This is a genomic window from Corynebacterium ureicelerivorans (assembly GCF_000747315.1).
GTDB classification, from domain to species: Bacteria; Actinomycetota; Actinomycetes; order Mycobacteriales; family Mycobacteriaceae; genus Corynebacterium; species Corynebacterium mucifaciens.
Window position 1 is genome coordinate 627526 of the sequence record NZ_CP009215.1, and the last position, 25267, is coordinate 652792.

At 65.8% G+C, this 25267-nt stretch carries 25 protein-coding genes and 1 rRNA gene; 13 read left to right on the plus strand and 13 right to left on the minus strand.

Features of this window, described 5'->3' with window-relative positions; genetic code table 11:
* Positions 1-144: 144 nt before the first annotated feature.
* A 5S ribosomal RNA gene (gene rrf / locus CUREI_RS03220) occupies positions 145-262 on the plus strand.
* A gap of 387 nt (positions 263-649) precedes the next feature.
* On the opposite strand, the gene CUREI_RS03225 is transcribed toward rrf, so the two are convergent.
* Positions 650-1303, minus strand: coding sequence for a DUF3239 domain-containing protein (locus CUREI_RS03225; protein ID WP_330216994.1), 654 nt, complete (start codon positions 1301-1303; stop codon positions 650-652).
* A gap of 11 nt (positions 1304-1314) precedes the next feature.
* On the minus strand, positions 1315-2955 hold the full coding sequence (locus CUREI_RS03230) for a DNA repair helicase XPB (RefSeq protein WP_038610357.1): 1641 nt from the start codon (positions 2953-2955) through the stop codon (positions 1315-1317).
* 35 nt (positions 2956-2990) lie between these two features.
* Between CUREI_RS03230 and CUREI_RS03235 the strand changes: the two genes are divergently transcribed.
* Positions 2991-3200 carry a type II toxin-antitoxin system ParD family antitoxin gene (locus tag CUREI_RS03235; protein ID WP_038610359.1) on the plus strand — a complete coding sequence of 70 codons (210 nt, stop codon included), beginning with the start codon at positions 2991-2993 and terminating at the stop codon, positions 3198-3200.
* Between the two features lie 58 nt (positions 3201-3258).
* On the opposite strand, the gene CUREI_RS03240 is transcribed toward CUREI_RS03235, so the two are convergent.
* Genes CUREI_RS03240 through CUREI_RS03255 form a run of 4 tightly spaced genes read right to left on the minus strand, consistent with a single transcriptional unit; the run spans position 3259 to position 6039 of the window.
* The gene (locus tag CUREI_RS03240) at positions 3259-4413 is read right to left on the minus strand and encodes an ABC transporter permease (RefSeq protein ID WP_236627251.1); all 1155 of its coding nucleotides are present in this window, start codon (positions 4411-4413) and stop codon (positions 3259-3261) included.
* Positions 4413-5291 (minus strand): ABC transporter ATP-binding protein, encoded by an 879-nt coding sequence (locus tag CUREI_RS03245; RefSeq protein WP_038610373.1) that lies wholly within the window; start codon positions 5289-5291, stop codon positions 4413-4415. Before CUREI_RS03245 ends, CUREI_RS03240 begins: the two co-directional genes overlap by 1 nt.
* The gene (locus CUREI_RS03250; protein ID WP_038610376.1) at positions 5288-5785 is read right to left on the minus strand and encodes a hypothetical protein; all 498 of its coding nucleotides are present in this window, start codon (positions 5783-5785) and stop codon (positions 5288-5290) included. Before CUREI_RS03250 ends, CUREI_RS03245 begins: the two co-directional genes overlap by 4 nt.
* Entirely contained in the window at positions 5782-6039 is a 258-nt protein-coding gene (locus tag CUREI_RS03255) for a helix-turn-helix transcriptional regulator (protein WP_038610377.1), read from the minus strand. The genes CUREI_RS03250 and CUREI_RS03255 overlap by 4 nt, the downstream gene beginning before the upstream one ends.
* Before the next feature lie 84 nt (positions 6040-6123).
* On the opposite strand from CUREI_RS03255, the gene CUREI_RS03260 reads away from it, so the two are divergent.
* Entirely contained in the window at positions 6124-8940 is a 2817-nt protein-coding gene (locus CUREI_RS03260) for an FAD-binding and (Fe-S)-binding domain-containing protein (protein WP_038610379.1), read from the plus strand.
* Here CUREI_RS03260 and CUREI_RS03265 read toward each other — a convergent pair.
* Positions 8937-10985 carry a helicase-associated domain-containing protein gene (locus CUREI_RS03265; RefSeq protein WP_038610381.1) on the minus strand — a complete coding sequence of 683 codons (2049 nt, stop codon included), beginning with the start codon at positions 10983-10985 and terminating at the stop codon, positions 8937-8939. The two genes, CUREI_RS03260 and CUREI_RS03265, sit on opposite strands and share 4 nt — an antisense overlap.
* Before the next feature lie 53 nt (positions 10986-11038).
* On the opposite strand from CUREI_RS03265, the gene CUREI_RS03270 reads away from it, so the two are divergent.
* Entirely contained in the window at positions 11039-11233 is a 195-nt protein-coding gene (locus CUREI_RS03270; protein ID WP_038610383.1) for a hypothetical protein, read from the plus strand.
* A 268-nt stretch (positions 11234-11501) separates the two neighbouring features.
* Here the strand turns inward: CUREI_RS03270 and CUREI_RS03275 are convergent, their stop codons facing one another.
* Entirely contained in the window at positions 11502-12269 is a 768-nt protein-coding gene (locus CUREI_RS03275) for a resuscitation-promoting factor Rpf1 domain-containing protein (protein ID WP_330216995.1), read from the minus strand.
* Positions 12270-12468: 199 nt separating this feature from the next.
* Between CUREI_RS03275 and CUREI_RS03280 the strand changes: the two genes are divergently transcribed.
* Positions 12469-12852, plus strand: coding sequence for a cold-shock protein (locus tag CUREI_RS03280; protein ID WP_038610385.1), 384 nt, complete (start codon positions 12469-12471; stop codon positions 12850-12852).
* Positions 12853-12885: 33 nt separating this feature from the next.
* On the opposite strand, the gene CUREI_RS03285 is transcribed toward CUREI_RS03280, so the two are convergent.
* Entirely contained in the window at positions 12886-13389 is a 504-nt protein-coding gene (locus tag CUREI_RS03285) for a DUF2771 family protein (RefSeq protein WP_038610387.1), read from the minus strand.
* Positions 13390-13400: 11 nt separating this feature from the next.
* Entirely contained in the window at positions 13401-14189 is a 789-nt protein-coding gene (locus CUREI_RS03290) for a glutaminyl-peptide cyclotransferase (protein ID WP_051952381.1), read from the minus strand.
* Positions 14190-14228: 39 nt separating this feature from the next.
* On the opposite strand from CUREI_RS03290, the gene CUREI_RS03295 reads away from it, so the two are divergent.
* The 3 genes from CUREI_RS03295 to CUREI_RS03305 are packed head-to-tail and all read left to right on the plus strand — an operon-like array spanning position 14229 to position 17238.
* Positions 14229-14909: a DUF3027 domain-containing protein gene (locus CUREI_RS03295; RefSeq protein ID WP_038613847.1), complete on the plus strand. Its 681-nt coding sequence runs from the start codon at positions 14229-14231 to the stop codon at positions 14907-14909.
* A gap of 58 nt (positions 14910-14967) precedes the next feature.
* Positions 14968-16437 (plus strand): NCS2 family permease, encoded by a 1470-nt coding sequence (locus CUREI_RS03300; protein WP_051952176.1) that lies wholly within the window; start codon positions 14968-14970, stop codon positions 16435-16437.
* Entirely contained in the window at positions 16438-17238 is an 801-nt protein-coding gene (locus CUREI_RS03305) for a TrmH family RNA methyltransferase (protein ID WP_038610392.1), read from the plus strand. It begins immediately after the preceding gene.
* Here the strand turns inward: CUREI_RS03305 and CUREI_RS03310 are convergent.
* From CUREI_RS03310 to serC, 3 genes are read right to left on the minus strand one after another with little or no spacing between them, the layout of a single operon-like run.
* Entirely contained in the window at positions 17235-18080 is an 846-nt protein-coding gene (locus tag CUREI_RS03310; protein WP_038610398.1) for a DUF6928 family protein, read from the minus strand. The genes CUREI_RS03305 and CUREI_RS03310 overlap by 4 nt on opposite strands.
* An 18-nt stretch (positions 18081-18098) precedes the next feature.
* Complete coding sequence (gene sepH / locus CUREI_RS03315) at positions 18099-19064, minus strand: septation protein SepH (RefSeq protein ID WP_038610400.1); 966 nt, start codon at positions 19062-19064, stop codon at positions 18099-18101.
* A 55-nt stretch (positions 19065-19119) separates the two neighbouring features.
* Positions 19120-20229 (minus strand): phosphoserine transaminase, encoded by a 1110-nt coding sequence (gene serC / locus CUREI_RS03320; RefSeq protein WP_144242401.1) that lies wholly within the window; start codon positions 20227-20229, stop codon positions 19120-19122.
* 147 nt (positions 20230-20376) lie between these two features.
* Here serC and CUREI_RS03325 point away from each other — a divergent pair, with 147 nt between their 5' ends.
* The 5 genes from CUREI_RS03325 (at position 20377) to CUREI_RS03345 (ending at position 25196) form a co-directional block, all read left to right on the plus strand.
* On the plus strand, positions 20377-21672 hold the full coding sequence (locus CUREI_RS03325; protein WP_038610402.1) for a citrate synthase: 1296 nt from the start codon (positions 20377-20379) through the stop codon (positions 21670-21672).
* 136 nt (positions 21673-21808) lie between these two features.
* On the plus strand, positions 21809-22168 hold the full coding sequence (locus CUREI_RS03330; protein ID WP_038610404.1) for an FKBP-type peptidyl-prolyl cis-trans isomerase: 360 nt from the start codon (positions 21809-21811) through the stop codon (positions 22166-22168).
* A 10-nt stretch (positions 22169-22178) separates the two neighbouring features.
* Positions 22179-23006 (plus strand): aldo/keto reductase, encoded by an 828-nt coding sequence (locus CUREI_RS03335; protein ID WP_038610407.1) that lies wholly within the window; start codon positions 22179-22181, stop codon positions 23004-23006.
* Between the two features lie 198 nt (positions 23007-23204).
* Entirely contained in the window at positions 23205-23543 is a 339-nt protein-coding gene (locus tag CUREI_RS03340) for a DUF485 domain-containing protein (protein WP_038610409.1), read from the plus strand.
* A 3-nt stretch (positions 23544-23546) separates the two neighbouring features.
* Complete coding sequence (locus CUREI_RS03345; RefSeq protein WP_038610411.1) at positions 23547-25196, plus strand: solute symporter family protein; 1650 nt, start codon at positions 23547-23549, stop codon at positions 25194-25196.
* Positions 25197-25267: the final 71 nt, after the last annotated feature.

A 25267-nucleotide genomic window follows, 5' to 3' on the forward strand; every position in this document is an offset into this window, starting at 1 on the left:
TCGTGCTCGCGTCCACTGTGCAGTCGCTGACACAGCACACCAATATCGCCACCACATGGTGTGTGGTGGTGGGTTGGCTGACGGTGGCTAGATAATTGCATATGTTCGCTGTGTTTGTCAGTGTTGTGCATGCCCTGTGGGTGTGTCGGTGGTTGATGGCGGCGGGGAAACGCCCGGTCCCTTTCCGAACCCGGAAGCTAAGCCCGCCCGCGCTGATGGTACTGCTCCCGGGAGGGAGTGGGAGAGTAGGTTACCGCCGACGCGTAAAACTTGATATGTTGTGGCACCCGCCACCACACCTGTTGCCCCGTGTTGGGGATCTGGTGTGGTCGGCGGGTGCTTTCCCGTGTGCGGGGTGGGGGGTGCTCGTAAGAGTTGACATGGGCCTGTGCGCCGCCAGGGGAAACACCGTCCCGGACGCGTCTTACCGTCAACTCTTACACCCGGGGCCAGGTGGTGTGGGCAAGTCCCAATCTCAATTGGCTCGGCATTTCACCCTTGAGGTCCGAACGCCCTTGGAGCGGAGGCCGGGTTCACAACCTGCCGCCGGCGGTCGATGGGTCGGTCGCGAGCTCACGATGTGGGGTGCAAAACGCCCGCGACCGGGTCCGGTTGCGGGCGAAAACTAGGGGCGGAACGGAGGCGGGTCTTAGAGCTCCACGAGCGCGTTCTTAGATTGTTCCACCAGATCAGCTTTCCGGCGGGCGCGGTCCAGTTCGTTCCACTGCTCTTGGGGGATGGACTTCCGGGCCTGCGCAACGACAGACTCATCGGGCGTACCCCAGGCGATAGGCATAGGGGTGATGGTCTGCCAGTGCTGCTGGTCGCGCGCGGAGCGTTGTGCGCCGACGGCGGCGACGGGCACCTTGGTGCCGACCTTGTCGGGAGTGTTTGGAAGCGGCTGCATCACGCGCGACGTGATAGCCCACCGCGGCGGTAGGGCAGGGTCCACCTGCGTGTTCACCAACGCGGTCAGGGTGATCGTGGTGCCGGCTCGTTCGGTAATGATGGCGGGGGCGAGGGGGTGCGCGTCGTAGAGCTCTTGCGTCTTGCCCACGCTTCGTGGGATCAGGAGCGCCACCACGAGCATCAGCACTCCGAACAGTATGAGGCCTACGGAGCCGAGCCAATGCCACGGCGACGAAGAGTCGACCAGGAACCACACGGCGACGCCTGCGATAAGGGCGATAACGAAGATCGCGATGCCAGAGGCGACCAGGCTACGGGTGTCCCGCACCATTTCGTTGTGCTGCTTTGCAAAGTCCTCGTCGACGTCGAACTTGAATACCTTCATGCCACTCATGGCATGTAAGTCTAGAGGTCGGCCGCGTCCACCAGCCGGTACGCGTAGCCTTGCTCCGCAAGGAAGCGCTGGCGGTGCATCGCGTATTCCGCGTCCAACGTATCCCGCGCGACCACGGTGTAGAACACGGCTTCGGCGCTGTCTGTCTTCGGCCGCAGTAGGCGTCCTAGTCGCTGGGCCTCCTCCTGCCGCGAGCCGAATGTGCCGGAGACTTGGATGGCCACGGCGGCCTCGGGTAGGTCGATGGAGAAGTTGGCCACCTTGGACACCACCAGCGTCGAGATCTCCCCGTCGCGGAATGCCTGGAACGCCTGCTCGCGCTTTTTGGTGGTCGTCTTGCCGTCGACGAGCGGAGCGCCGATGCGCTGCGCGATCTCCTCGAGCTGGTCCACGTACGCCCCGATGATCAGCGTCTGTTGCCCCGCGTGCTGGGCCAGTAGCTTGTCGACGACTTTCAGTTTGCCCGCCGAGCAGGCTGCCAGCCGGTATCGTTCCCGGGTCTCCGCGGTGGCGTAGGTGAGGCGCTCTTCGTCGGTAAGCGTGGTGCGCACCTCCACGCACTCGGCGGTAGCGATGTAGCCCGCCATCTCGAGTTCTTTCCACGGGGCGTCGTAACGCTTCGGGCCGATGAGGGAGAACACGTCGTCCTCCCGGCCGTCCTCGCGCACGAGGGTGGCCGTGAGCCCGAGCCGCCGGCGAGATTGCAGGTCTGCGGCCATGCGGAAGACGGGCGCGGGGAGAAGGTGCACCTCGTCGTAGATGATCAGGCCCCAATCTCGGGAATCGAAGAGCTCGAGCGCCCTGTATTCGCCCTTCGTTTTGCGGGTGACCACTTGATAGGTGGCGATGGTGACGGGGCGGATCTCCTTGCGCTCGCCGGAGTATTCCCCGATTTCCTCGGATGTGAGCGTGGTGCGGCGCAGCAGCTCGTCGCGCCATTGGCGGCCGGCGACCGTGTTGGTGACCAAAATGAGCGTGGTGGTCTGCGCCTGGGCCATGGAGGCGGCGCCCACAATAGTCTTGCCGGCGCCGCACGGCAGCACGACGACGCCGGATCCGCCTTCCCAGAAGGATTCGGCGGCGTAGCTCTGGTAGTCGCGGAGCTCCCAGCCGTCGTGGTTCAGGGCGATTGGGTGGGACTCGCCGTCGACGTAGCCGGCCAGATCCTCCACGGGCCAACCCAGCTTGGTCAGCTCCTGCTTGATTTGGCCGCGGGCGGAGGGGTGGACTGGGACCGTGAGGTCGTCGATAGGCTTGGCAATGAGCGGCTGGATCTTTTTGCTACGCCTGACCTCAGTGAGGATGGCGGCGTCGTCCGCCTCGAGGATTAGCCCGTGGGCGGGGTGCTTGACCAGCTTCAGGCGGCCGTAGCGGGCCATGGTCTCGGCGACGTCAACCAGCAGCGACTGGGGGACGGGGAAGCGGGAGTAGCGCTCCAGCGCGTCCACCGCTTGCTCGGCATCGAAGCCTGCGGCGCGCGCGTTCCACAGCGCGAGGGGCGTAATGCGGTAGGTGTGGATGTGCTCGGGCGCCCGCTCGAGCTCCGCGAACGGGGCGAGGGCTGCGCGGGCCTTGGGCGCGTCCGGGTGCGCGACTTCAAGCAGGACGGTCTTGTCCGATTGGACGATGAGCGGGCCGTCGCCGAGAGCCATGTGGAGTACTCCTCAAGGTTGGTAGCGTGGCCGTTATGGCCAAGAACACTTCAGTTGTACTCGGGGAACGCTACGACACGTTCATCGCCCAGCTTATCCAGGACGGGCGCTACGCCTCCGCCAGCGAAGTCCTGCGCGAGGGTTTGCGGCTGGTGGAGGAGCGGGAGCGGAAATTCGACGTGGTCCGCCAGGCCGCGGAGCGCGGTGACGCCGATGCGCAAGCGATTATCGACGAGCTCCGCTAGACCCGCACCGCAGGCTTACGCCCGACGCAGCACCTGCGACCACTTGGTCACGCTGCCGTTATTGAGAATCGTCCGCTTGTAAATGCGGGCGGCGGCCCACACCGCAAGCACCGTGGCCAGTGCCGCAATGGCGAACGACCCGGCGAGTTGGAGGGCGGTGAAGTCCCCGGCGGCGTAGGACAGGGGGGGCGGCGAAGATGGAAAACGGCGGGATCCAGCTCATCACCTGCATCCAGGTCGAGCTGGTGCTCATCCAGCCGAAGGCGGGGATGTACGCGCTGGCCATGATGAGTACGAGGATGGGCATCTGGGTGGACTGTAGGTCTTCGGTGCGCTGCACCATCGCGCCTGCGGCTGCGTAGAGAGCGCCGAAGAACAGCATGGATAGCAGCCACGCCAATAGGAGAACCGGGAAGACGGACCAGTCGAGCTCGACGTCGTCCACCAGCCCCGACACCTTCAGGCCCACGCCACCTACCGCCAACAGCAGGGCCGTGGCGATAAAACCGAGTATGAGCGTGCCCAGGAGCTTGCCGGCCAAAAAGTCCAGCGGGCGCACGGTAGCGAGTACGAGCTCGACCACGCGGGAGGATTTCTCCTCGGTCACGCGGCTGCCCACCTGCGCAGCGAAGGTGATAACGGTGAAGATCACCATCATGAGGGCGGCGAAGGTGGTGAGGAGCCTGGCAAAGTGCTGCTCGGTATCTTCGCCGCCCGTGGCGTCGTCCACGTCCACCGGCACGACATCGATGGTGCGGGAGGCGGCGGCGTAGTCCTCGAGGGAAACGCCGAGCGTAGTGAGCGTTTCGGAGCGGGTGTAGCTCTCGGCAAGCGACTCCATGCCGCTCATGACGCTGACAGAAGGCGTGCCGTCCGAAATTACCTGCCACTGGTCGCCGTCAGCCACGAGCGCTGCGTCCACGTCGCCATCGCGCACCATCCGCATCGCCTCGTCGCGGTCGGACGCAGCGCGGGGCTCGTACCCGGAGCCGGACAAAAGCTGCGTATCGACGCCGACGGTCGCCACCGCAGTTGCCTCAGGTGTATCTTCCTTGTTCTTCTGCCACGTTCCGAAGCCGATGAGGCCCACCACTGCGAGAAGCATGATCGCCAGGGTGGCAATCACGCCTTTCTTCACCAGCAGGATCTGCACCTCACGGGCCGCGGTGGTGGTGATCGTGTGCATTGGTGAGTACGTGCGTTGGGTTGTCATTAGTGCACGACCTCCTTGAACAGCTCTGCCAGGTCGGGCACGACCCGGGTGAATTCGTGGACGGGGCCTGCCGCCATGGCGGCCTGCAGGATGCGCTGGTCGTCGTCGGTGCTTGGGGTCTCGAGGACAACGTGGTCTGCGGAGTCGTGGACAAGCGCAACGCCCTCGGGGATCCAGCCGCGGGCCGATGTGCCCACCCTGTACCGGATGGGGCCTTGGTCGCGCAGCTCGGCAACGGTGCCTTCGGCCACCATGTGGCCGCGGGTGACGATGCCGACGCGATCGCACAAACGCTGTACCAGGTCAAGCTGGTGCGAGGAGAAGATAACGGGCACGCCTTGGCGCGCGCGGTCTATAAGCATCGTGCTCATCACGTCCACAGCGACCGGGTCGAGGCCCGAGAACGGCTCATCCAGGATCAGGACATCCGGGTCGTGGATCAGCGACGCCGCGAGCTGGACGCGTTGTTGGTTGCCCAGCGAAAGGTCGTCGAGCTTGTCGTTCAGTCGCTCGCCGAGCCCCAGCGTTTCGAGCAGCTCGGTGCCGCGCTGTTTGGCGGAGGCGCCGTCGACGCCGTGGAGCTTGGCCAGGAAGACCAGCTGGTCCAGGATTTTCTCTTTGCCGTACAGGCCGCGCTCCTCGGGCATATAGCCGATGCGGCGGCGGGTGTCGTCGTCGAGCGGGCGCCCGTCGAGGAGCACCTCACCGGAATCTGCGGCGAGCACGCCGAGCGCGATGCGCATGGTGGTGGATTTGCCGGCGCCGTTTGAGCCGACAAAGCCGTAGATCTCGCCGTCGCGGACGGTAAAACTCATGCCGTCTAGGGCTTGGACCTCGCCGAAGCGCTTGTGCAAGTTTTGGATTTCTATTGTTGTCACTTGTATTCCTCCTTGCGATTAAAGGTAACGGCGAAGCCGACCATTGGCAGCGGGTAGATGATGAGGAAGGTGAACAGCATGAAGTAGCCAGCCGCCATGAGCGCTACAGAACTGTCAGTGTCACGCAGCACCCCAAGCATCATGAAGACGAAACCGCCAATGCCGGTGAGCGCGGAGTAGGCCTTGAGCGCGCGCTTGCGCCACACGTCCAGGACGTGGCGCTCGTACTCGTCAACCTGGTCGTCCGGGGCGGTGTCGACGTGGTCGTGCGCGGCGCGCAGCATGGACCAGCAGTACATGCTGATGAGCATGCCCGCAGTCAGCGGGAACACGGAAGGCCAGTGAGTGTCCGACGCGAGGCCGACGACGGTGCCCGCGATCGCCACAGCAATACCGGCGAAGAACACGACGATTAGCCAACGGACGTCACGGGGGTTGCGGAAGCGTTTGGCATTGAGCGGGTCTTGTTTGCGGATGGCATCGATGCGGTTCATTTGGTGTACAGCTCCTTCGACATGGGGGCGAACTCGGTGCGGGAAAACACGGCTTCGACGGGCAGGTCGAACACCTCGCAGATGCGGAAGGCGAGGTCGAGGCTGGGGGAGTGGTCGCCGCGCTCGAGCGCGCCGACGGTTTGCGGGTTGACATCGATGAGTTCTGCGAGCTGGGCACGCGACAAGTCGCGTTCGGCCCTGAGAACGCGGACCCGGTTGTAAATCGGGTCCTTCGGTATCTTCTTCGGTGACATATATTGAAGCGTTGTATAAACACAACGTTTTGTCAATTTCTGAGTGCAAAAAATCTCGCGATACTGAAGCGATAGTATGGCCCTATGACTGCAACTGTTTCCTCCCCATCAGCGCATCTCGCCCGCGAGCTCGGTTCCGACCAGACCCTTTCCACCCGCCCCATCGACCGCATCAAGTACGCCCACGACGCATCGCACTTCCTCTACACACCGGACGTGGTGGTGGAGGCGCGCACCGCCCATGACGTGGCGGCCGCGTTCCGGGCCTCGGCGACGTCGGGTGCCCCGGTGGTGTTGCGCTCCGGCGGCACCTCGCTGTCCGGGCAGGCCGGCGGCGCGGGCATGCTGGTGGACGTACGCAAGCACTTCCGCGGCGTGGAAGTGCTCGACGGCGGCAAGCGCGTGCGGGTCCAGCCGGGGTCGACGGTCCGCCAGGTCAACGCGCACCTCGCCCCGTACGGTCGCAAGATTGGGCCCGACCCGGCGTCCGAGGGCGCGGCCACGCTCGGCGGCGTGATTGCGAACAACTCGTCGGGCATGGCCTGCGGCACAAAGTTCAACACGTACAACACCATCGAGTCCATGACCTTTGTGCTCCCGTCCGGCACCGTAATCAATACGGCGCACCAGGACGCGGAGGCGCAGTTTGCGCGGGAGGAGGCGGAGCTCGTCGATACGCTGGAGCGCCTCAAGCGCCGCGTGCGCGACAACCGCGAGTCCGTGGAAACCATCGAGCGCCACTTCGCGCTGAAGAACACGATGGGCTACAGCCTGAACGCGTTCGTGGATTACGACTCTCCGCTGGACATCTTCATGCACCTGTTGGTCGCGTCCGAGGGCACGCTTGCGTTCATCGCGGAGGCTGTGCTGCGCACGGTCGAGGTGCCGAGGCTGAAGACCACCACCATCGCGGTGTACCCGACGCTGGACGCGGCAACGCGCTCGCTGCCCGCGCTGTTCGACTCGCAGGCGGCCACGCTGGAGCTGATGGACTCCCGCTCCATCGCCGTCGGGCGCACCTTCGACTCCGTGCCAGAGCAGATCACCGGCTTCGAGCTGTCCGGCCAGGCGGCACTTTTGATTGAGTACCACGGCAACGAGGCCGAGCAATTGCGGGAGTTGGAGCAGGCGGGCTCCAAGCTGCTGGCCGATTTCGACCTGGAGACCCCGGCCGCATTCACCACCGACGCCGCCGAGGCGGCGAAAGCCTGGGCCTTCCGCAAGGGCCTCTACGCCCAGGTGGCGGAGGCTCGGCCGTCCGGCACCACCGCGCTGCTCGAGGACATCGCCGTGCCCGTGGGCGACCTCGCCGACACATGCGGCGGGTTGCAGCAGCTTTTCGACGCCTACGGCTACGACGACGCCGTCATCTTCGGCCATGCCAAGGACGGCAACATCCACTTCCTCATCACCGACCGGTTCGAGGGCGACGACAACCTGAACCGCTACGACGGGTTCAACGAGGACATGGTCGACCTGGTCCTGGGGGCCGGCGGCAACCTCAAGGCCGAGCACGGCACCGGGCGCGTCATGGCGCCGTACGTGCGCCGCCAGTACGGCGACGAGCTCTACGAGGTGATGGTGGAGCTCAAACGCGCGGCCGACCCGCGCGGGGTGATGAACCCGGGCGTGATCATCACCGACGACGAACGCGAGCACATGAAGAACTTCAAGCTCAACCCGCAGGTGGAAGATGAAATCGATTCCTGCGTGGAGTGCGGCTACTGCGAGCCGGTGTGCCCCTCGCGCGACATCACCATGACCCCGCGCCAGCGCATCGTCGTGCGCCGCGCCCGCGCGAAGGCAATCCAGGACGGCGACACCGAGCTGGTCAAGCACATCGACGAGGCGTACCAGTACGACGGCATCGACACCTGCGCAGTGGATTCCATGTGTGTGACCGCGTGCCCGGTGAAGATCGACACCGGCAAGTTCATCAAGTCGCTGCGCCGCGGCCAGGCGGGTGCCGTGGAATCCGCAGGCTGGACGGCCGCCGCGAAGGCGTGGGGCCCGGGAAACACCCTGGCGTCGGCTGCGCTGACCGGGGCGTACTACATGCCCACGAAGCTCGTGCAGAAGGTCACCGACGTGGCCCGCGCACTGGCGGGCGATGACACCGTGCCGCAGTACCGACCCGAGCTGTCCAAGGGCGGTGCCAAGCGATCCAAGGTGTTTGGCACCCGTATCGGCGCGCCGGGTGCGGAGCCGTCCGGCGTGTTTGTCCCCGCGTGCGTGAACTCCATGTTCGGCCCGCAGGGCAGCGGCGTGGGCGCCTCCGAGGCGTTCGCGAAGCTCGTGGAGCGCGCGGGACTCTCCCTCGTTGTCCCGGAGGGTATCGACGGGATGTGCTGTGGCACCCCGTGGGCGTCGAAAGGCATGAGCACCGGCCACGACGTTATGCAGCGCCGCGTCAACGACCAGCTCATCGCCGCCACTGACGGTGGGCGTCTGCCCGTGGTCGTGGACGCGTCGAGCTGCACGCACGGCTTCCAAGACATGGCCGAGGGCATCGGCATCACCGTCGTCGACGCAATTGAGTTCGTCGAGGAGCAGGTCCTCGAGCGGCTCGAGGTGGCGCACAAGGTGGACTCGGTGACGCTGCACCCGACGTGTTCGACGACGCACCTCGGCATCGTCGATACGCTGAAGCGCGTCGCCGGGGCCGCTGCCGAAGACGTGCGCGTGCCCGCCGAGTGGAACTGCTGCGGCTACGCGGGCGACCGCGGCATGCTGCACCCCGAGCTCACGCACGCGGCGACGAAGCGCGAGGCCGAGCAGGTCTCCGAGCTGGGCTCGACCTGCCACGCCTCTTCGAACCGCACCTGCGAGCTCGGCCTGACCGCAGCGACAGGCAAGGACTACGAGCACATTCTCGAAGTGCTCGAGCGGGTGAGCCGCTAGGCCAGCACGGCCTTGGTGATGCGCGGCAGCGCGATGCGCACCACCTGGTCGGCGGCCTCGTCCAAGGCGTCGACTTGCCCTGCGCTCACCGACAGCGGCAGCACGGTGAGCGTGCGGCCGCGGCCCTGCCTATCGACGAAACCTACGCTCACGTGCCGCCTGGCCCGCGCCGCCGCGCGCAGTGTTTCGAACGTGGTGCCACCCGATTCCGCGGCGGAATCTGCTTCGGCAGCACGCAGCTTGGCCACGATCGCTTCGACCTGCTCGTCGGTGGCCCGGGGCGCGCGCGGCAGGGTCGACGGGGTCGCCGCGACCAGCGCCGGCTCGGGTGCCATGTTGAGCGTGGCGCCGTGGTTATCCTCCGCGGTGGGCTGCATACCTGCGGCGCGGAGATCCGACATGAGCTTGCTCAGCGGCAACTCCGACACCGCGACGGTGGGGGCGAGGATGCGCAGCCCGCAGCGCTCGGCGGCCGTGGCGATCAGTGCTGGGTCGGCTGAGCGGATGTAGCTCAATGCGTTGCCGGCGCGGATGGCGCCGTGGGTGCGTGCGGTGTCGTCGACGAGGAACGTGATGGCCTGCGGGACCTCGCCAAGCACGTGCTGCTTGAGCCAGGAGTGAACCTCCTCCGCCGTAAGCCCCCCATCGAGCCCCCGGCGCACGGAATCTTCCGTGACCCGCCACACGCTGGCCAGGCCCGGGGACTCAAGCTCCGCGATGCGCTCGATGAACGAGGCCATGTCCGGCTCCAGCGGCCCGGGGGCGAGCATGGTCATATCGCCTTGCGCGATGAGCGTGTCCACGGAGGCTGGCACCAGAGACGCTGTGGCCGACGCGACGTCGTCGCCTTGAAGCAGAGCGCGCAGGGGAGTGGACTGCGCCAGATCCGGGGTGCCAGCGAGCGCGCCGACGAACTCTGCTTCCTCCACCACCGCCTGGGTGAGCTGCGGCGAGAACCCGGACGCCTCCAGCGGGGCGTGGAAGAGCAGCTGCTCCGTCCGGCCGGCGCGGCGCAGGATGGTCAACCGGGCGTTGCGCACCGCTGGCGCGTGCATGTCTGCGGACAGCAGCTTCGCATCCGTGTCCACGCGCCACGGGGATGCGGCCCAGCCAACCAGGAGGATGGCCCACTGGTCTGCGAGGGTGGCGTCGATCCAGGTCAACGCGTCGCGCGTGGCGGACAGCACGTCCTGGTCGTCCACGTTGCCGCGGCCGATCAGCCCCGCGGATTCGCCAACGGTGATGAGCAGGCGCGGGTCGAATCCGAGCCCCTTCTCCAGGTTCGTCGCCGCGCGCACGCCGACGGTGCCGTCCTTGTTCAACGTCACCGGGGTGTCCATCAGCGCCATGACCAGCTGGCGCATTTGTCGCACGGCATCGAGGCCTTGTGTCACCGCCGCCTCGTCCACGCTGTGCTGATCCACGGGCGGCGCTGCGGGAGGGTTGAGCGGAAACTCCCGTGGGGGCAGGCCGCGCATAGCGTCGCGCACTGGCCGTGGCAGGCGCACAGTGTTGGCATCCACCCGCACGAGCAGCCCGGCAGCGAGCAGGCGTGGCACGGGCGCCGAAGGATCAGCGTCCGGGCCAGCTGCGGACGTGGTGCCGACCCCGCCGGAGGCAGCCAGCGTCTCCAGCACTTTTCGCTCGCGCGCCGGGAGCGCGGCGAGTGCCTCGGTGGCCCCGTCCGGCAGTGTGTCGGTCACACGCCACCCTGGGGGAAGCGCGGACAGCGTGCCGGGTGCGATGCGTAACCCGTCGACCGGCCCGAACACCAGGGCAAGCTCGCGCAGGTGCCCCACGTCGTCGAACCCGGAGGCGTCCACCGGGTCCAGCTCCGCTCCGGCGTCCGCCAGTTTCTCCAGCACTGCGAGGTCGGCGGCTGAGAGCTGCCGCAGCGCTCGCGAGGCAGATCCGGGCAGGCTCAGCCGGGTGGCCAACGACCCGGAAGACGGCGGGGTGGGGAAGAAGGCATCCGGGCGGGAACGGATGAGGGCGCGAAGCTGATCGTCGTCAAGCGAATGCAAATATTCGGGGAAAGTAGACATTGCGGGGGTGAGTTTACGTGCGTTTTCGTAGAGGGCGTGAAAGAATGATTGGCATGGCTAAAGATGTAGAGAAGATCGGGCGCGCAAACCCCGCGTGGCCCACGCACACCCCTGGTAACGGCCACCCGGTCACCGAGATTTCTTCCAAGCTCACTGGCGCCTCCAGCCCGTTCGGCGACGAGCTGATCCTGCCGCTTCCGACGGAAGAGACCGGCTACGTCCACCCGACGACGCGCATCAACCGCTAAGCAGCGGCGCGCTCAAGGTGGCCCCACGAACGGTGGGGCCACCTTTTTCGTGTTCGCGGCCGCCGGGCCACGGATCGTCTAGGAGCGGGAGCGGGCCGCTAGACGATCGGTACGCTATTGACAGCCGAGTTCATTATCACCTGGGGAAATGCGAGCTGAGCGCGCGGATCGTCTAGTAGGCCGCTAGACGATCCGGGAGGCCACCCCGGCAGCAGAAAACCCGCCCGTCTGCGCGGTGCAGGCGGGCGGGTTCTTGCATACCCAGCGCTTAGCGGGGCAGGTAGGTCTGCTGCAGGGAAGCGAGCGTGTTGTTGACCTGCGCGTTGAAGCCGTTGACCTGAGCGGTGACGTCGGCGCCGATGATGCCTGCGACCTTGAGGTAGTCGCCCGCCAACGCTGCATCGATAAGCGCCTTGTTGGCGGTGTAGAAGGCGTTGTAGTCGTGGCGGTTGGCAGCGTAGCTGTCCTTGACCGCTGTGGGCACCTGGAAGCCGAGCGCGTCGACGGAGTCGCGCATCTGGCCGTACAGGGCGTCGACCTCAAGCGTGGACGCCTTCTGCGTTGCCGGGGCCGCCGGGGCGGGTTTCGGCGCCGGCCGGGTGGCCTGCGCGTCGCGGTTGGTCGGCGCGGAGTTCAGGCCGTAGCGTGCGGAGCAGGCGGGCCATGCGCCCCAGCCCTGCGCGGCGAGGGTGCGCTCGGCCACGATGATCTGCTGCTCGCGGGTTGCCTGGTGTGCATACGGCGCGAACTGCTCGCCGCCGTAGGCGCGCCAGGTGCTGGCAGAGAACTGCAGGCCGCCGTAGTAGCCGTTGCCGGTGTTGATGGCCCAGTTGCCGCCCGACTCGCACTGTGCGAGCTTGTCCCAGTCGGAGTCCGGGGCAGCGGTCGCCTGCGGGGCGACGACGCCTGCCAGTGCTGCGGCTGCCGCGGTACCTGCCAGCGCCCGCTTGCCCGCGGAGGTGGTCTTCTTGGAGTGGCGTCCCATGGTGTGTTTCCTCTCGTCGTTGACCGCCAATTCTCGGGACAGCCTAACCATTTGTAACGATTGTGTCACGTAACCGGCACGAAATGGCGCATTCGCGTCCTAGAGGCGGGGTATTCCTGCTGGTCGCATTAGCTGCCGAGGAGCGCGGTGTTCTGCATCACAGTCGCTATGATGGGCTTCGCGGTGTAATGTAAACGCTTTATTTTGGCCCGTATCGTGCGGGCCGATCCGGAACCTGAAGGAGGATGCCATGCCTATTGGAAAGGTGAAGTGGTACGACACCGACAAGGGATTCGGCTTCGCGTCTAACCCGGGCGACGAGGACGTCTTCATCGGCAAGTCGGTGCTGCCCGATGGCGTGGACGAGCTCGTCGCCGGCCAGCGCATCGAGTTCGACTTCGCCGCTGGCCGCCGCGGCCCGCAAGCCCTGCGCGTGAAAGTGCTGGAGGAGCCGAAGCGCCGTCCGGTGCACCGGCGCAAGCCCGAGGAGCTGGGCAGCATGCTCGCGGACGTGATGACCTTGATTGAGACGCAGGTACAGCCCGCGCTGACTAACGGGCGCTACCCCGACCGCAAGGAAGGCCGCCAGGTCGCAGGGATCCTGCGCGCGGTCGCCCGTGAGCTGGACGCTTAGCGGACGCACCTTCGGCCATGCCCGCCTAGCGGACTAGTTGAAGCCGACAGACCACGTGGCGATGACGGGAGTTTCCTCCCCGTCATCGCCTTTTTCAATGTCCAGGGTGGTGATTTCCGCGACGACGAGCTTCGCGCCGGATTCGGTGACCGCCGGCGCGGTCTCTTCACCGGACTCGCCGGAGGTGAACACGCGCTCGGTGTTGGCTGCGGGGTCGTCGTAGATGAGCAAGAGGCGCCAGCTGTTGCGCTCGATTTCACCGGGCACGGTAAACGTCGCCTCGCCCTGGTCGGGCAGACGCACGCTCGGCGGCTCCCCGCCGGGGCACTCCACGTCCAGCTCGCAGACGGTGTACACGGGGATCTGCTCCGTCTGGCCGCCCGCTGTCACAGTTACGTCGAGGTCGCGGACCGGGGTGCCGGGCTTGCTGTCCTGGTAGTGCAGGTAGGCGTAGACCGCCCCCACCAGCGCGAGCACGCCCACTAGGGCGATGGCCAGAACTTTCCACTGCTGCGAAGACGCGCGTTGTTGTGCCATGGCCGGCAATCCTACTTGACGGCGTCTTCGTCCTGGAACGTCACGCGGTACATGTCGGGCCAGCGCTTGCCGGTGAGGTAGAACTCCTCGGTGCCGGGGATGTGCGCGATGCCGTTGAGCACGTTGTTCGGGTCCGGCTCCGCGTTGTTGGGCAGCCCGGAGGCGTCGATGACGGCTGTGACCTTCCCTGAGCTCGCGTCGATGCGCATGATGTTGGTGGTGGTGAAGATGTTGGCGTAGACCTCGTCGCCGACGCACTCCAGCTCGTTGAGACCCGTGACCGGCTGGCCGTCCAACGTCACCGTGAAGCGGTCGCGCTCCTCAAAGGTGTCCGGATCCATACGGCGCAATTGCGCTGTGCCGTCTGAAAAGATCACCTCGTTGCGGCGGGCGCAGATGCCCCATCCTTCGCCGTCGTAGTACGCCCGGCCAGCTTCTTCCAGCGTGGTGGCGTCGCGGCGGATGGCGGTGCCGTCTTGCCAGGTAAGTTGCCACAGTGTGTCGTCGATACGCGTGATGCCCTCGCCGAAGAATGCCGTGTCCAACGCCGCTGACCGCAACTCCTCGCCGTCGGGGGTGCGGGTGTAGAGGCGCGACTCGCCCTCTTGGCCGGTGCCCACGTAGATCGTGCCGTCCTTCGCCACTTCGAGGCCTTGGGTGAAGCTTGCGCTGTCGAAGGGCAGGCGCTGCTCGACGTGGGCGGTGAGGCGTTGTATTTCCGGGCCGGCTGACTCGGGGGAAGAACAGCCCGCCAGCAGTGCAATCGCGGAGCAGACGGCGGCGGCAGTGAAACGACCCATGCCGACCATCCTGCACCACGTGGGCAATAATGGGGAACCGTGTCACGATCCAACAATCGTTCCCGGAAATCCAAAAAGCGCAGCCACCTGCTGTCCCAGGGCGCAATCGCGACGGCACGGGAGGCGCTGGAAGACGTCGCCGACGGCGAGGTTGGCGAGCACATCGGCGTCACCGGCCTGAGCCGCAACGTGGCCACCCACCGCTTCGCCGCGGACGTGCCCGGCTACGCCGGCTGGGAGTGGAACGCCGTGGTCGCCTGCGCTGACGGTTCCGACTGCGTCACCGTCAACGAGGTGGCGCTCGTGCCGTCGCAGGGTGCGCTCGAGGCGCCGGACTGGGTGCCGTACTCCGAGCGCCTGCGGCCGGGGGACCTCGGCCCCGGGGACATCATGGAGCTTGCGCCTGACGACGACCGCGTGACCGACGACTCCTTCTCCCGCGATGCCGTTACCTTCACTGGCAGGGAGAACAAACGGTACCTCACCGTCACGGGCCTAGAAGACGCGAAGAAGCGCTGGCGCACCGGGGACTTCGGGCCGAACAGCGAGTTTGCTGAGAAAGCCGCGCTGTCGTGCCGTTCCTGCGCCTTCTACATTCCGTTGGACCAGCCGGTGGGGGAGCACTTCGGCATCTGCGCAAACGAGTACTCGGCGGACGGGCACGTGGTGGCATCCTCCTACGGCTGCGGGGCGCACTCGGACACCACGGTCGCGGAATAATCGTTGGGGCGCCCCAACGATTGGCGTTTTCGCAGGCAGGGTGCGAAACTGTTGCGACGTGAGTACCACCACGGGAGCAAAACTGCGTAGGGAACAGCCGCAGCCGCGCGGCGCGCTGGACTCCTTCTTCCACATCACCGAGCGCGGATCCACGGTGGGCACCGAGGTGCGCGCCGGGGTAGTGACGTTTTTCGCGATGGCCTACATCGTGCTGCTCAACCCGCTGATCATCGGCACCAGCCCGGACCGCGAGGGTGTCGTGCTCGGCATCCCGCAGGTTGCCGCAGCCACCGCGTTGGCCGCCGGCGTGATGAGCATTCTGTTCGGTGTGATTGCGAAGTACCCGTTCGGTATCGCAACAGGCTTGGGCATTAACACGCTGGTCGCAGTGACCATGGTGGGGCAGCAGGGGCTGACCTGGCCCGAGGCGATGGGCTTGGTGGTCATCGACGGCATCATCATCGTCCTTCTGGCCGTTTCCGGCTTCCGCACCGCGGTGTTCAACGCGATCCCGAATTCGATGAAGGTGGCCATGAGCGTGGGCATCGGCATGTTCATCGCCACCATCGGGCTTGTCGACGCAGGCTTTGTCCGCCGCGTGCCCGACGCGGCCATGACCACCGTTCCGGTCCAGCTGGGAGCGGGCGGCTCCATCTCCTCGTGGCCGACCCTCGTGTTCATCCTGGGCCTGTTCATCTGTGCGTTCATGGTCGTGCGCGGCGTTCGCGGCGGCCTTTTCATCGGCATTGTGATCACCACCGTGATCGCGATGGTCGTGGAGCGGCTCACCGGTGCCGGCTCCTCCGCGGATAACCCGGAGGGCTGGAGCCTGGCCGTGCCGTCGCTGCCAGACTCTCTGGGCGGCATCCCGGATCTGTCCATCGTGGGCGACGTGGATCTGTTCGGCGCGTTTGTCAACGTCGGCGTCGTCTCCGCGTCCCTGCTGGTGTTCACGCTCGTACTGGCCAACTTCTTCGACGCGATGGGCACGATGACCGCGCTTGGCCGCCAGGCCGGCTTAGCGGATGAAAACGGCGTGCTGCCGGACATGAAGCGCGCCCTCGTGGCCGAAGGCTTCGGCGCGGTTGTCGGCGGCGCGGCCTCCGCATCCTCCAACACGGTGTTCGTGGATTCGTCAGCCGGCATCGCGGACGGCGCGCGCACGGGTTTGGCCAACGTGGTCACCGGCGTGCTGTTCCTCGCCGCGATGTTTTTCACCCCGTTGTACGAGATCGTGCCCATCGAGGCCGCTGCGCCGGTCCTCGTGGTTGTCGGCGCAATGATGATGATGCAGGTTGGCCAGATTGAGTGGAACGACTTCACGGTCGCCCTGCCCGCGTTTTTGACCATCGTGGCTATGCCGCTGACGTACTCCATCGCCAACGGCATCGGCGTCGGATTCATCGCCTTTACCCTGATGCGCGTGTTCGCGGGCAAGGCGAAAGATGTCCACTGGATCATGTGGCTCATCTCCGCCCTGTTCGTGGTGTACTTCGCCCAGGGCCCGATCTTGGCGGCGATCGGGTAAATGCTGCACCCCATCCACGACCCAGCAGACCCCAGACTCGACGACATCCGCGACCTCAAACACTCCGACAAGGAAAAGAACTTGGTGTTCGCGGAAGGGCCGTTGGTGGCGGGCCGGCTGGTGGTATCCCGCTTCCCGGTTCGCGCCGTCTTCGGCTTCGGCGGCCGCCTTGCCTCGTTCATGGAGCACTACGGCGCGGAACTGGAATCGCGCGGCGTGCCGGTCTACGAGATCACCCGCGAGATCATGGGGAAAGTTGCCGGGTACGACATGCACCGCGGCCTGCTGGTCTCCGCCGACAAACCGGAGCCGCTCAGCGTGGGCGAGGTAATCCAGGGCGCGCGAACGCTGGTGATTTTGGAGGGAGTTGGCGACCACGAGAACATCGGGTCCATCTTCCGCAACGCCGCCGGCATGGGCGTGGACGGCGTGCTCTTCGGCGCGTCCACCGCGGACCCGCTGTACCGGCGCAGCGTCCGTGTCTCTATGGGGCACGTCCTGCGCACCCCGTTCGCGCACCTCGAGGGAACCCCCACGACGTGGCAGCGCTCGTTGGACCAGCTGCGCGAGGCAGGGTGGTGGCTCGTTTCCCTCACCCCAGCTGACGACGCCGTCGAGCTCAAAGACGCGATCGGCGGGCACGACAAGGTGGCGTTCCTCGTCGGCGGGGAAGGGCCGGGGCTGACCACGCACGCGATGCGCGCCACCGATGTGCGGGCGAAGATTCCGATGGCGGAGGGCACGGACTCGCTCAACGTTGCGACGTCCGCGGCTATCGCGTTCTACGAACGGATGCGCTAGCGGTCGAAGTGCCGGATGCGGTGCCGCAGCGCACCCAGGAACTGCGCCCAGCGCTTGCGCAGGCCGCGCCCGACACGCTTTGCCGCGGCCACCGATGCGTCGGCCAGCTCGGCGAACTCGTCGCCCGTCTGCTCCTCCGGGGTGTCTTCGTAGTCGTCGTACGCCTTCGACGTCTCCGCCAACTTCGCGGCCGCGGCATCCGTAGATTTCACGGCGGGCGCCGTGTGCTCCTCAATCTTCGGCTCCGGGCGTCCGTCCACCGCGTAGCCCACCACGTTGATGTCCGGGCCGTCTTCGCCGATGGCGACACCCAACCAGTGCCGCTCCGCCGCCAGCGCGAGGTCCTTCGGTTCGAACGGCAGTGCAATGCCCCCGGCCTGCTCCGCTCGCTCCCCAGCCCAGAACGGGGCCTCGAACGGCTCCGGCAGGCCGTGGTCTTCGATGACGTGGTTGCGGGTGGCACAGAAGCTCCGTGTGACGGTCTCGCCGGTGAAGTGGGCGAACCCGCCGTAGTCGCTCTCCGTCCCCGCCGCAATGACAAAGACGTCGGAGGCGGGCAGGGCAGTCAACCACGGTGAGCCGCTGGAGAGGGCCGACGCGTCGTCCACGACCATCCGCACCACAGAGACCCCGGGGAAACCCGCGATGTAGAACTCGTCGCGCCCAGGCACTGAAGAACGGTTCAGCGGGAACGAGCCGATCGGCGTGATCGGCCACGCGGGGTTAACTTGCGCGAGCAACTTCCGGCCGAACCCGCGGTCCGCCTTCGGCTCGCGCGCGAGCACGCCGGCAGGATCGGCGGAGTTGACATACCAAAACGTAACGACCGCTGGGAAACTCATGGCCACATCCTAAGAGGTTTACCGCTTCGGGCGCTTGGTATTCGTGCGCACGCCGAGCAGCACGTCCTCCCAGTGCGGCGTGACGGCCTTGCGCCGGCGCTGTTTCGGCTGCCCGTCCTCGCTGGGGTCGCGCAGGAAGTCGCCCTCGACCACATCATCCTGCCTATCGACGACCTCCGGTTGACCCTGCCCCGTTGCTTCCCCCGACTCGTCTGTTGCAGCTGCGTCGGCAAGGTCCGCGCCGTCTGCGATATCAGCACGCACCGCTGAGAGGGAGCGCACCGGCTGCGCGAAGTTCGGGTCGGTCAGATCCGCGGCCATGGCGTTGCGAGCTTCGGTTTGGGCACCGGAACCCATGGTGCGCGTGAAGGTCCACAGCGCCTCGTTCTCGGTAAGCCCGGCCTTCCATGTGAGGTGGACAACCCAACTGTCGCCCTGCTCGCGGGTGGCGTCCCACTCCGCGTCGCTAACGGAGTGCCCGCGGGCGGCGAACGCGGTGGCCAAGATCTCGAAGAGGGTCTGCTTCGCGGGTCCGTCTTCGCGCACCGGGTGGGACTGCTTGGCGGCCTCGGCCACTTGGGCGCGCTCTAAAAGCACGGGGTGGGCGTAGACGTCCAAGCGGCTTTCGGCCACCCCCATTTCCGCAGCCAACTCAGCAGCGGACGCGCCCGCGCGCAGGCGGGCCTGGATCTCGTTCGGCCGCATCGACAGTGGGGTGGCGTAGAGGGGGTCCGGCTCTGGAAGCGTGCGCTCCACTGGGGTGGGCGCCGGTTCGGGGGCGGGCTCGGGTACGGCGGGCTCTGCAGCCAGCTCAGCGGACGGCTCCGCTGCCGGTTCGGACGCTGTCTCGGGTGCGGCGGAACGGGCGTCGCTAAGCGAAGGCTCGAGCTGGGTGCGCGCCAACTGATAGCGCATGCCGTTGTCGTCGCGGAGGACGAAGAATGTCTCCGTCGACTCCTCCTCCAGGATGTACAGCTCGCGCATGGGTCACCTTTCCGCTGGACAGATACGCGTCCAGCTTAACGGACTGCTCACGGTCTTATCGGCTGCCCACACCGGCGCTTAGCAGCCAGTCCACCGCTTCGGTCAGCGCACGCACATCCTCCGGGTCCACGGCGGGGAACATGCCCACGCGCAGCTGGTTGCGTCCCAGCTTGCGGTACGGCTCCGTATCAACCACACCGTTGGCGCGCAGGGCGGCCGCGAGCGCGCCGGCGTCGACGGTGTCGGCGAAATCGATGGTGCCCACCACCTGGGAGCGCAGCGCGGGGTCCTGGACGTAGGGGGTTGCGAGCTCGTGCGCGTCGGCCCAGGCGTAGAGGTAGTTTGCGGATGCGGCGGTGCGCGCGGTCATGGCATTTAGTCCACCCTGGTCCAGCATCCAGCGAATCTGCTCATCCAGCATGATCAACGTTGCGATGGCGGGGGTGTTGTACGTCTGGTTCTTCCGGGAGTTCTCCAGCGCAATGTGCAGGTCCAAAAACGCGGGGACGAAGCGGCCCTCGGCGTGGATGCGCTCGATGCGCTCGATCGCAGCGGGGCTGAGGCACGCCAGCCACAGGCCGCCGTCGGCTGCGAACCCTTTCTGCGGCGAGAAGTAGTACGCGTCGGCGGCGGTGATGTCCACGGGGAGGCCGGCGGCGCCGGAGGTGGCGTCGATAAGCGTGAGCGCCTCATCGTTCGGCCGGGTGACTGGCACGGCGACGCCGGTGGAGGTCTCGTTGTGCGCCCAGGCAATGGCGTCGGCCTCAACGTCGGCCAGGAGGGCTGGGTCGGTCGCCTCCGTGATCGCCGGGTCGGCGAGCCACGGGGCGCGGGCGGACGCGGCGGCGAACTTCGCGGAGAATTCGCCGTAGCTCAAGTGCGCGGAGCGGCGTTGGACCAGGCAGAAGGTCGCCGCGTCCCAAAAGGCGGTCGTGCCGCCGAGGCCGAGGGCGACCTCGTAGCCGTCGGGGAGACCGAAAAGATCGGACAGTCCGGAGCGGATACTGGCGACGAGGTGCTTCACAGGGGTCTGGCGGTGCGACGTGCCCATTGCCCCCGAACGGGCGACGGCGTCGAGCTGCGTCGGGCGGACCTTTGCTGGACCTGATCCGAAGCGGCCGTCGCGGGGGAGCACGTGCGCTGGTATTTGCGGGTAAGTATGCACGGCTATGCATGGTATCTGTGGTGCACCCTTCCAGCCGTAAATGTTGTCGGGCGCGTCACAAACTTTGCTAGAGTGCCCTACGTAGAACAGGTTGCAGGGGAGCACTCCCAACGTCAGCCGAGAAAACTTACCTGGAAGGGGAAATCAGTGGCTACTGAGAACAAGGACAAGGCCGTACTCCACTACCCGGGCGGCGAGTACGAGATGGACATCATGCACGCCACCGAGGGCAACGACGGTGTCGTGCTGGGCAAGTTCCTCGGCGAGACCGGTCTGGTCACCTTCGACCCGGGCTACGTCTCCACCGGCTCCACCGAGTCCAAGATCACCTACATCGACGGCGACGCAGGCATTCTGCGCTACCGCGGCTACGACATCGCGGACCTGGCGGAGAACGCCACGTTCAACGAGGTGTCCTACTTGCTTATCAACGGTGAGCTGCCCACCACCGACGAGCTGGAGAGCTTCAACTCCGACCTGCGCCACCACACCCTGCTGGACGAGGACTTCAAGGCCGCGTTCAATATCTTCCCGCGCAACGCGCACCCGATGGCCGTGCTCGCGTCCTCCGTGAACATCCTCTCCGCCTACTACCAGGACCAGCTGGACCCGCTGGACGAGGAGCAACTGGACAAGGCGACCGTGCGCCTCATGGCCAAGCTGCCCATGCTCGCGGCCTACGCCTACCGCGCATCCCGCGGCAAGCCGTACATGTACCCGGACAACTCGCTGAACCCGCGCGAGAACTTCATGCGCATGATGTTCGGGTACCCGACCGAGGACTACGAGGTCGACCCGGTTGTGACCAAGGCCCTGGACAAGCTGCTCATCCTGCACGCGGACCACGAGCAGAACTGCTCCACCTCCACCGTGCGCATGATCGCCTCCGCGCAGGCCAACATGTTTGTCTCCATAGCCGGCGGTATCAACGCCCTCGCCGGCCCGCTGCACGGCGGTGCGAACCAGGCCGTGCTGGAGATGCTCGAGGACATCAAGAACAACCACGACGGCGACGCGACCGACTTCATGAACCGCGTGAAGAACAAGGAAAAGGGCGTGCGCCTTATGGGCTTCGGCCACCGCGTGTACAAGAACTACGACCCGCGCGCGGCGATTGTGAAGGACACCGCCCACGAGGTGCTCGACCACCTCGGCGGTGACGAGCTGCTCGACCTGGCGATGACGCTCGAGGACATCGCGCTGAACGACGACTACTTCATCCAGCGCAAGCTCTACCCGAACGTGGACTTCTACACCGGCCTGATCTATCGCGCCATGGGCTTCCCCACGGACTTCTTCACGGTCCTGTTCGCCATCGGCCGCCTGCCGGGCTGGATTGCCCAGTACCGCGAGCAGCTGGCAATGAACACCAAGATTAACCGCCCGCGACAGATCTACACCGGTTACCAGCAGCGCGACTTCGTGCCGCGCGACCAGCGATAGGCTGACCAGGTAAGCACTGACAAGCTAGCGCTTTGACGCTGCACCGCCGAGAACTCCGCTTCCCTTATACTTTCGGGAGGAAGTTCTCGGCGGTTTCGTGTGAACCGCGTATTCACTTGCAAGGAGTTGCAACGTTATGGAAAAGCCGTTCATTGACAAACCGGAGGGCCCGGCACCCGCAGATCTCGTCATCGAGGACGTCACTGTTGGCGACGGCGCAGAGGCCGTCGCGGGCGGGTTTGTGAAGGTGCACTACCTTGGCGTGGACTTTGAGACGGGCGAGGAGTTCGACTCGTCCTGGGACCGTGGCGAGGCTGCGGAGTTCCCGCTCACCGGCCTGATCCAGGGCTGGCAGGAAGGCATTCCGGGCATGAAGGTCGGCGGCCGCCGGCAGCTGACCATCCCGCCGGAGAAGGCGTACGGCCCCGCAGGTGGCGGACATCCGCTGTCCGGCCGCACGCTCGTGTTCATCATCGACCTGCTCGACGCCAGCTAGGAGATCCGCGATGCGTATCCCAGTGACGACACTGAACGACGGCTACGATTTCCCCCTCCTTGGCCTGGGCACGTACAAGCTGACGGGCGACGAGGTGGAAACGATCGTGCGAACCGCCATCGAGTTGGGCTACCGCCACATCGACACCGCTGCGTTGTACGACAACGAGGTCGAGGTGGGCAAGGCGATCAACAACGCCATCAAGGCTGGCGACGTCACCCGTGAAGAGCTGTTCGTGACCACGAAGCTGTGGAACGACGATCAAGAGCGCGTCGCCGAGGCCTATAAAGAGTCGCTCCAGCGCCTGAACCTGGACTTCGTGGACCTGTACCTCGTGCACTGGCCGTGGCCGCAGCACGGGACATACGTGCAGGCGTTCGAGCAGATCACGCAGCTGCAGGGGATGGGTCAACTGCAGTCGGTCGGCGTGGCGAACTTTTACCCGGAGGTGCTCGACGAGATCATTCAGGCCACCGGCATCACCCCGGTGCTCAACCAGGTGGAGCTGCACGCCGGGTTCACCCAGCCTGAGCTGCGCGCGTACCACGATAAGCACGGCATTGTGACCGAGGCGTGGGCGCCTATTGCGCGCGGCTCGAACTTCGACGACCCGGTGATCCGCGCGGTGGCCGATGCGCACGAGGCAACGCCTGCACAGGTGTCGTTGGCGTACCTGATGAAGCTGGGGTGCTCGGTCGTGCCGAAGACCTCCAGCCCGCAGCGTCTGGTGGAAAACCTCGGCGCCGTGGATCTTGAGCTGAGTGACGACGACGTGGCCGCACTCGACGGCGTTACCGGGGAGCGTCTGTCCGGTGACCCGCTGACGTTCCCGGGCTAGTCCCCTCGGGGGTTAAGCACCGCCCAGCTGCATTCGTGCAGCTGGGCGGTTTTTGCATACCGGGGACCACGGCGAGAGATGAACACGACATTAAAGCGTGGTGTGTGTGCTAGGTTACATTTACGTTGTTGAGTCGAAGATCCCATACTTCGACACGGCAAAGTCCATGTTTCTGTGCAAAAAGAAAGGATCGAGGCAATGGCCGGTTCCACAGCTGCCCTTAAGCGTCGCGAGCCAACTCCTGGCGAGTTTGTCGCGATGCAGCAAAGCCCCGAATTCCAGGAACTGCGAAGCACCTTCCGCGGTTTCACGTTCCCGGTGATGATTGCGGCGTTGCTCTGGTACGTCTTCTACGTCGTCATTGCAACTTTCGCCCCTGACGCCATGGCCCAGGACTTCCTGGGGCTCAACGTCGGGTTGTGGCTCGGCCTCGCCCAATTCTTCACCACGTTTTTGATCACGTGGATCTACGTGAAGTGGGCCAACAAGAATATCGAGCCGCGCGCGGCTCATATCCGCGAAGAGATGGAGGGCTAAACCATGCAGTCGTACCTGCTCGCCGCCGAAACCGGTGAGGGCACCGGTAACCCGGTCCTGAACATTGCGATCTTCGGCGCCTTCATCGCAATTACCCTGTACATCGTCACCCGCGCCGGTAAGACCACGAACGAATCGGCGGATTTCTACACCGGAGGAGCGTCGTTTAGCGGCACGCAAAACGGCCTCGCCATCGCCGGTGACTACCTCTCCGCCGCATCGTTCTTGGGCATCGTGGGCTCAATCGCGCTGAACGGATACGACGGGTTCTTGTACTCCATCGGATTCTTCGTGGCGTGGCTCGTCGCGCTGCTGCTGGTGGCGGAGCCGCTGCGCAACGTCGGCCGGTTCACCATGGCCGACGTGCTGTCGTTCCGTCTGCGGCAAAAGCCGGTCCGCGTCGCGGCCGCGTTCGGCACGCTGTTCGTGTCGTTGTTCTACCTCATCGCCCAGATGGCCGGCGCTGGGTCGCTCGTCTCTGTGCTGCTCGACCTGCATTCCTACACCGCCCAGGCGATCTGCGTCGGCATTGTTGGCGTGATCATGATCATCTACGTCCTCGTCGGCGGCATGAAGGGCACCACGTACGTCCAGATGATCAAGGCGGTGTTGCTCATCGCCGGTGTGCTGATCATGTCCATCCTCGCCTTCATCACCGCGAAGGGCGGGTTGACGGCAGTGTTCGACCAAGCCATCGACACCCACGCAGCATCCGGCTACTTGGCGGAGAAGAGCTACCAGGCCGAAGACATTCTCAAGCCCGGCCTGAAGTACGGCGGATCCACCACCTCCAAGCTGGACTTCGTCTCCCTCGGCCTGTCGCTGGTGCTTGGTACCGCGGGCCTGCCACACGTGCTCATGCGCTTCTACACCGTCCCGACGGCGAAGGAGGCGCGCAAGTCCGTCACCTGGGCCATCGTGCTTATCGGCTCGTTCTACCTGCTCACGCTGGTGCTGGGATACGCCGCTGCCGCGTTCGTCGGCCCGGACCGCATCCTCGCCGCGCCAGGGGGCGCGAACTCGGCGGCGCCGCTGCTGGCATTCGAGCTCGGCGGCTCTATCTTCATGGCGCTGATCTCCGCGGTGGCGTTCGCAACCGTGCTTGCCGTGGTTGCGGGCCTGGCCATCACCGCCTCGGCATCGATCGCCCACGACGTGTACGACGCAGTGCTTCGCGACGGTCAATCCACCGAAGCGGAGCAGGTCCGCGTTTCCCGCATCACCGTAGTCGTGCTTGGCATCGTCGCCATCATCCTTGGCATTCTTGCCATGCAGCAAAATGTTGCTTTCCTGGTGTCCCTGGCTTTCGCCATCGCGGCGTCCGCGAACCTGCCCACCATCCTGTACTCCCTGTACTGGAAGCGCTTCAACACCACCGGCGCGGTGGCGTCGATCTACACCGGCCTGATCTCCGCGCTGGTGCTCATCGCGCTTTCCCCGGCGGTGTCCGGCAGCGCAACCTCGATGTTCCCGAACGCGGATTGGGCAATCTTCCCGCTCTCGAGCCCCGGCCTTGTGTCCATTCCGCTTGGCTTCCTGGCCGGCATCGTCGGCACCTACCTGGGTAAGCCGGACAACTTCGACCAGCTCCAGGCCGAGATGGAGGTTCGCTCCCTCACCGGCGTCGGGGTGGAGGCTCCCGTAGACCACTAGCCACGCCGCGTGCCGGAGTGGGCCAGCGTGCGGGTCTATGCTGGGGCAGGCCACCAAATCACAAGAAAGGT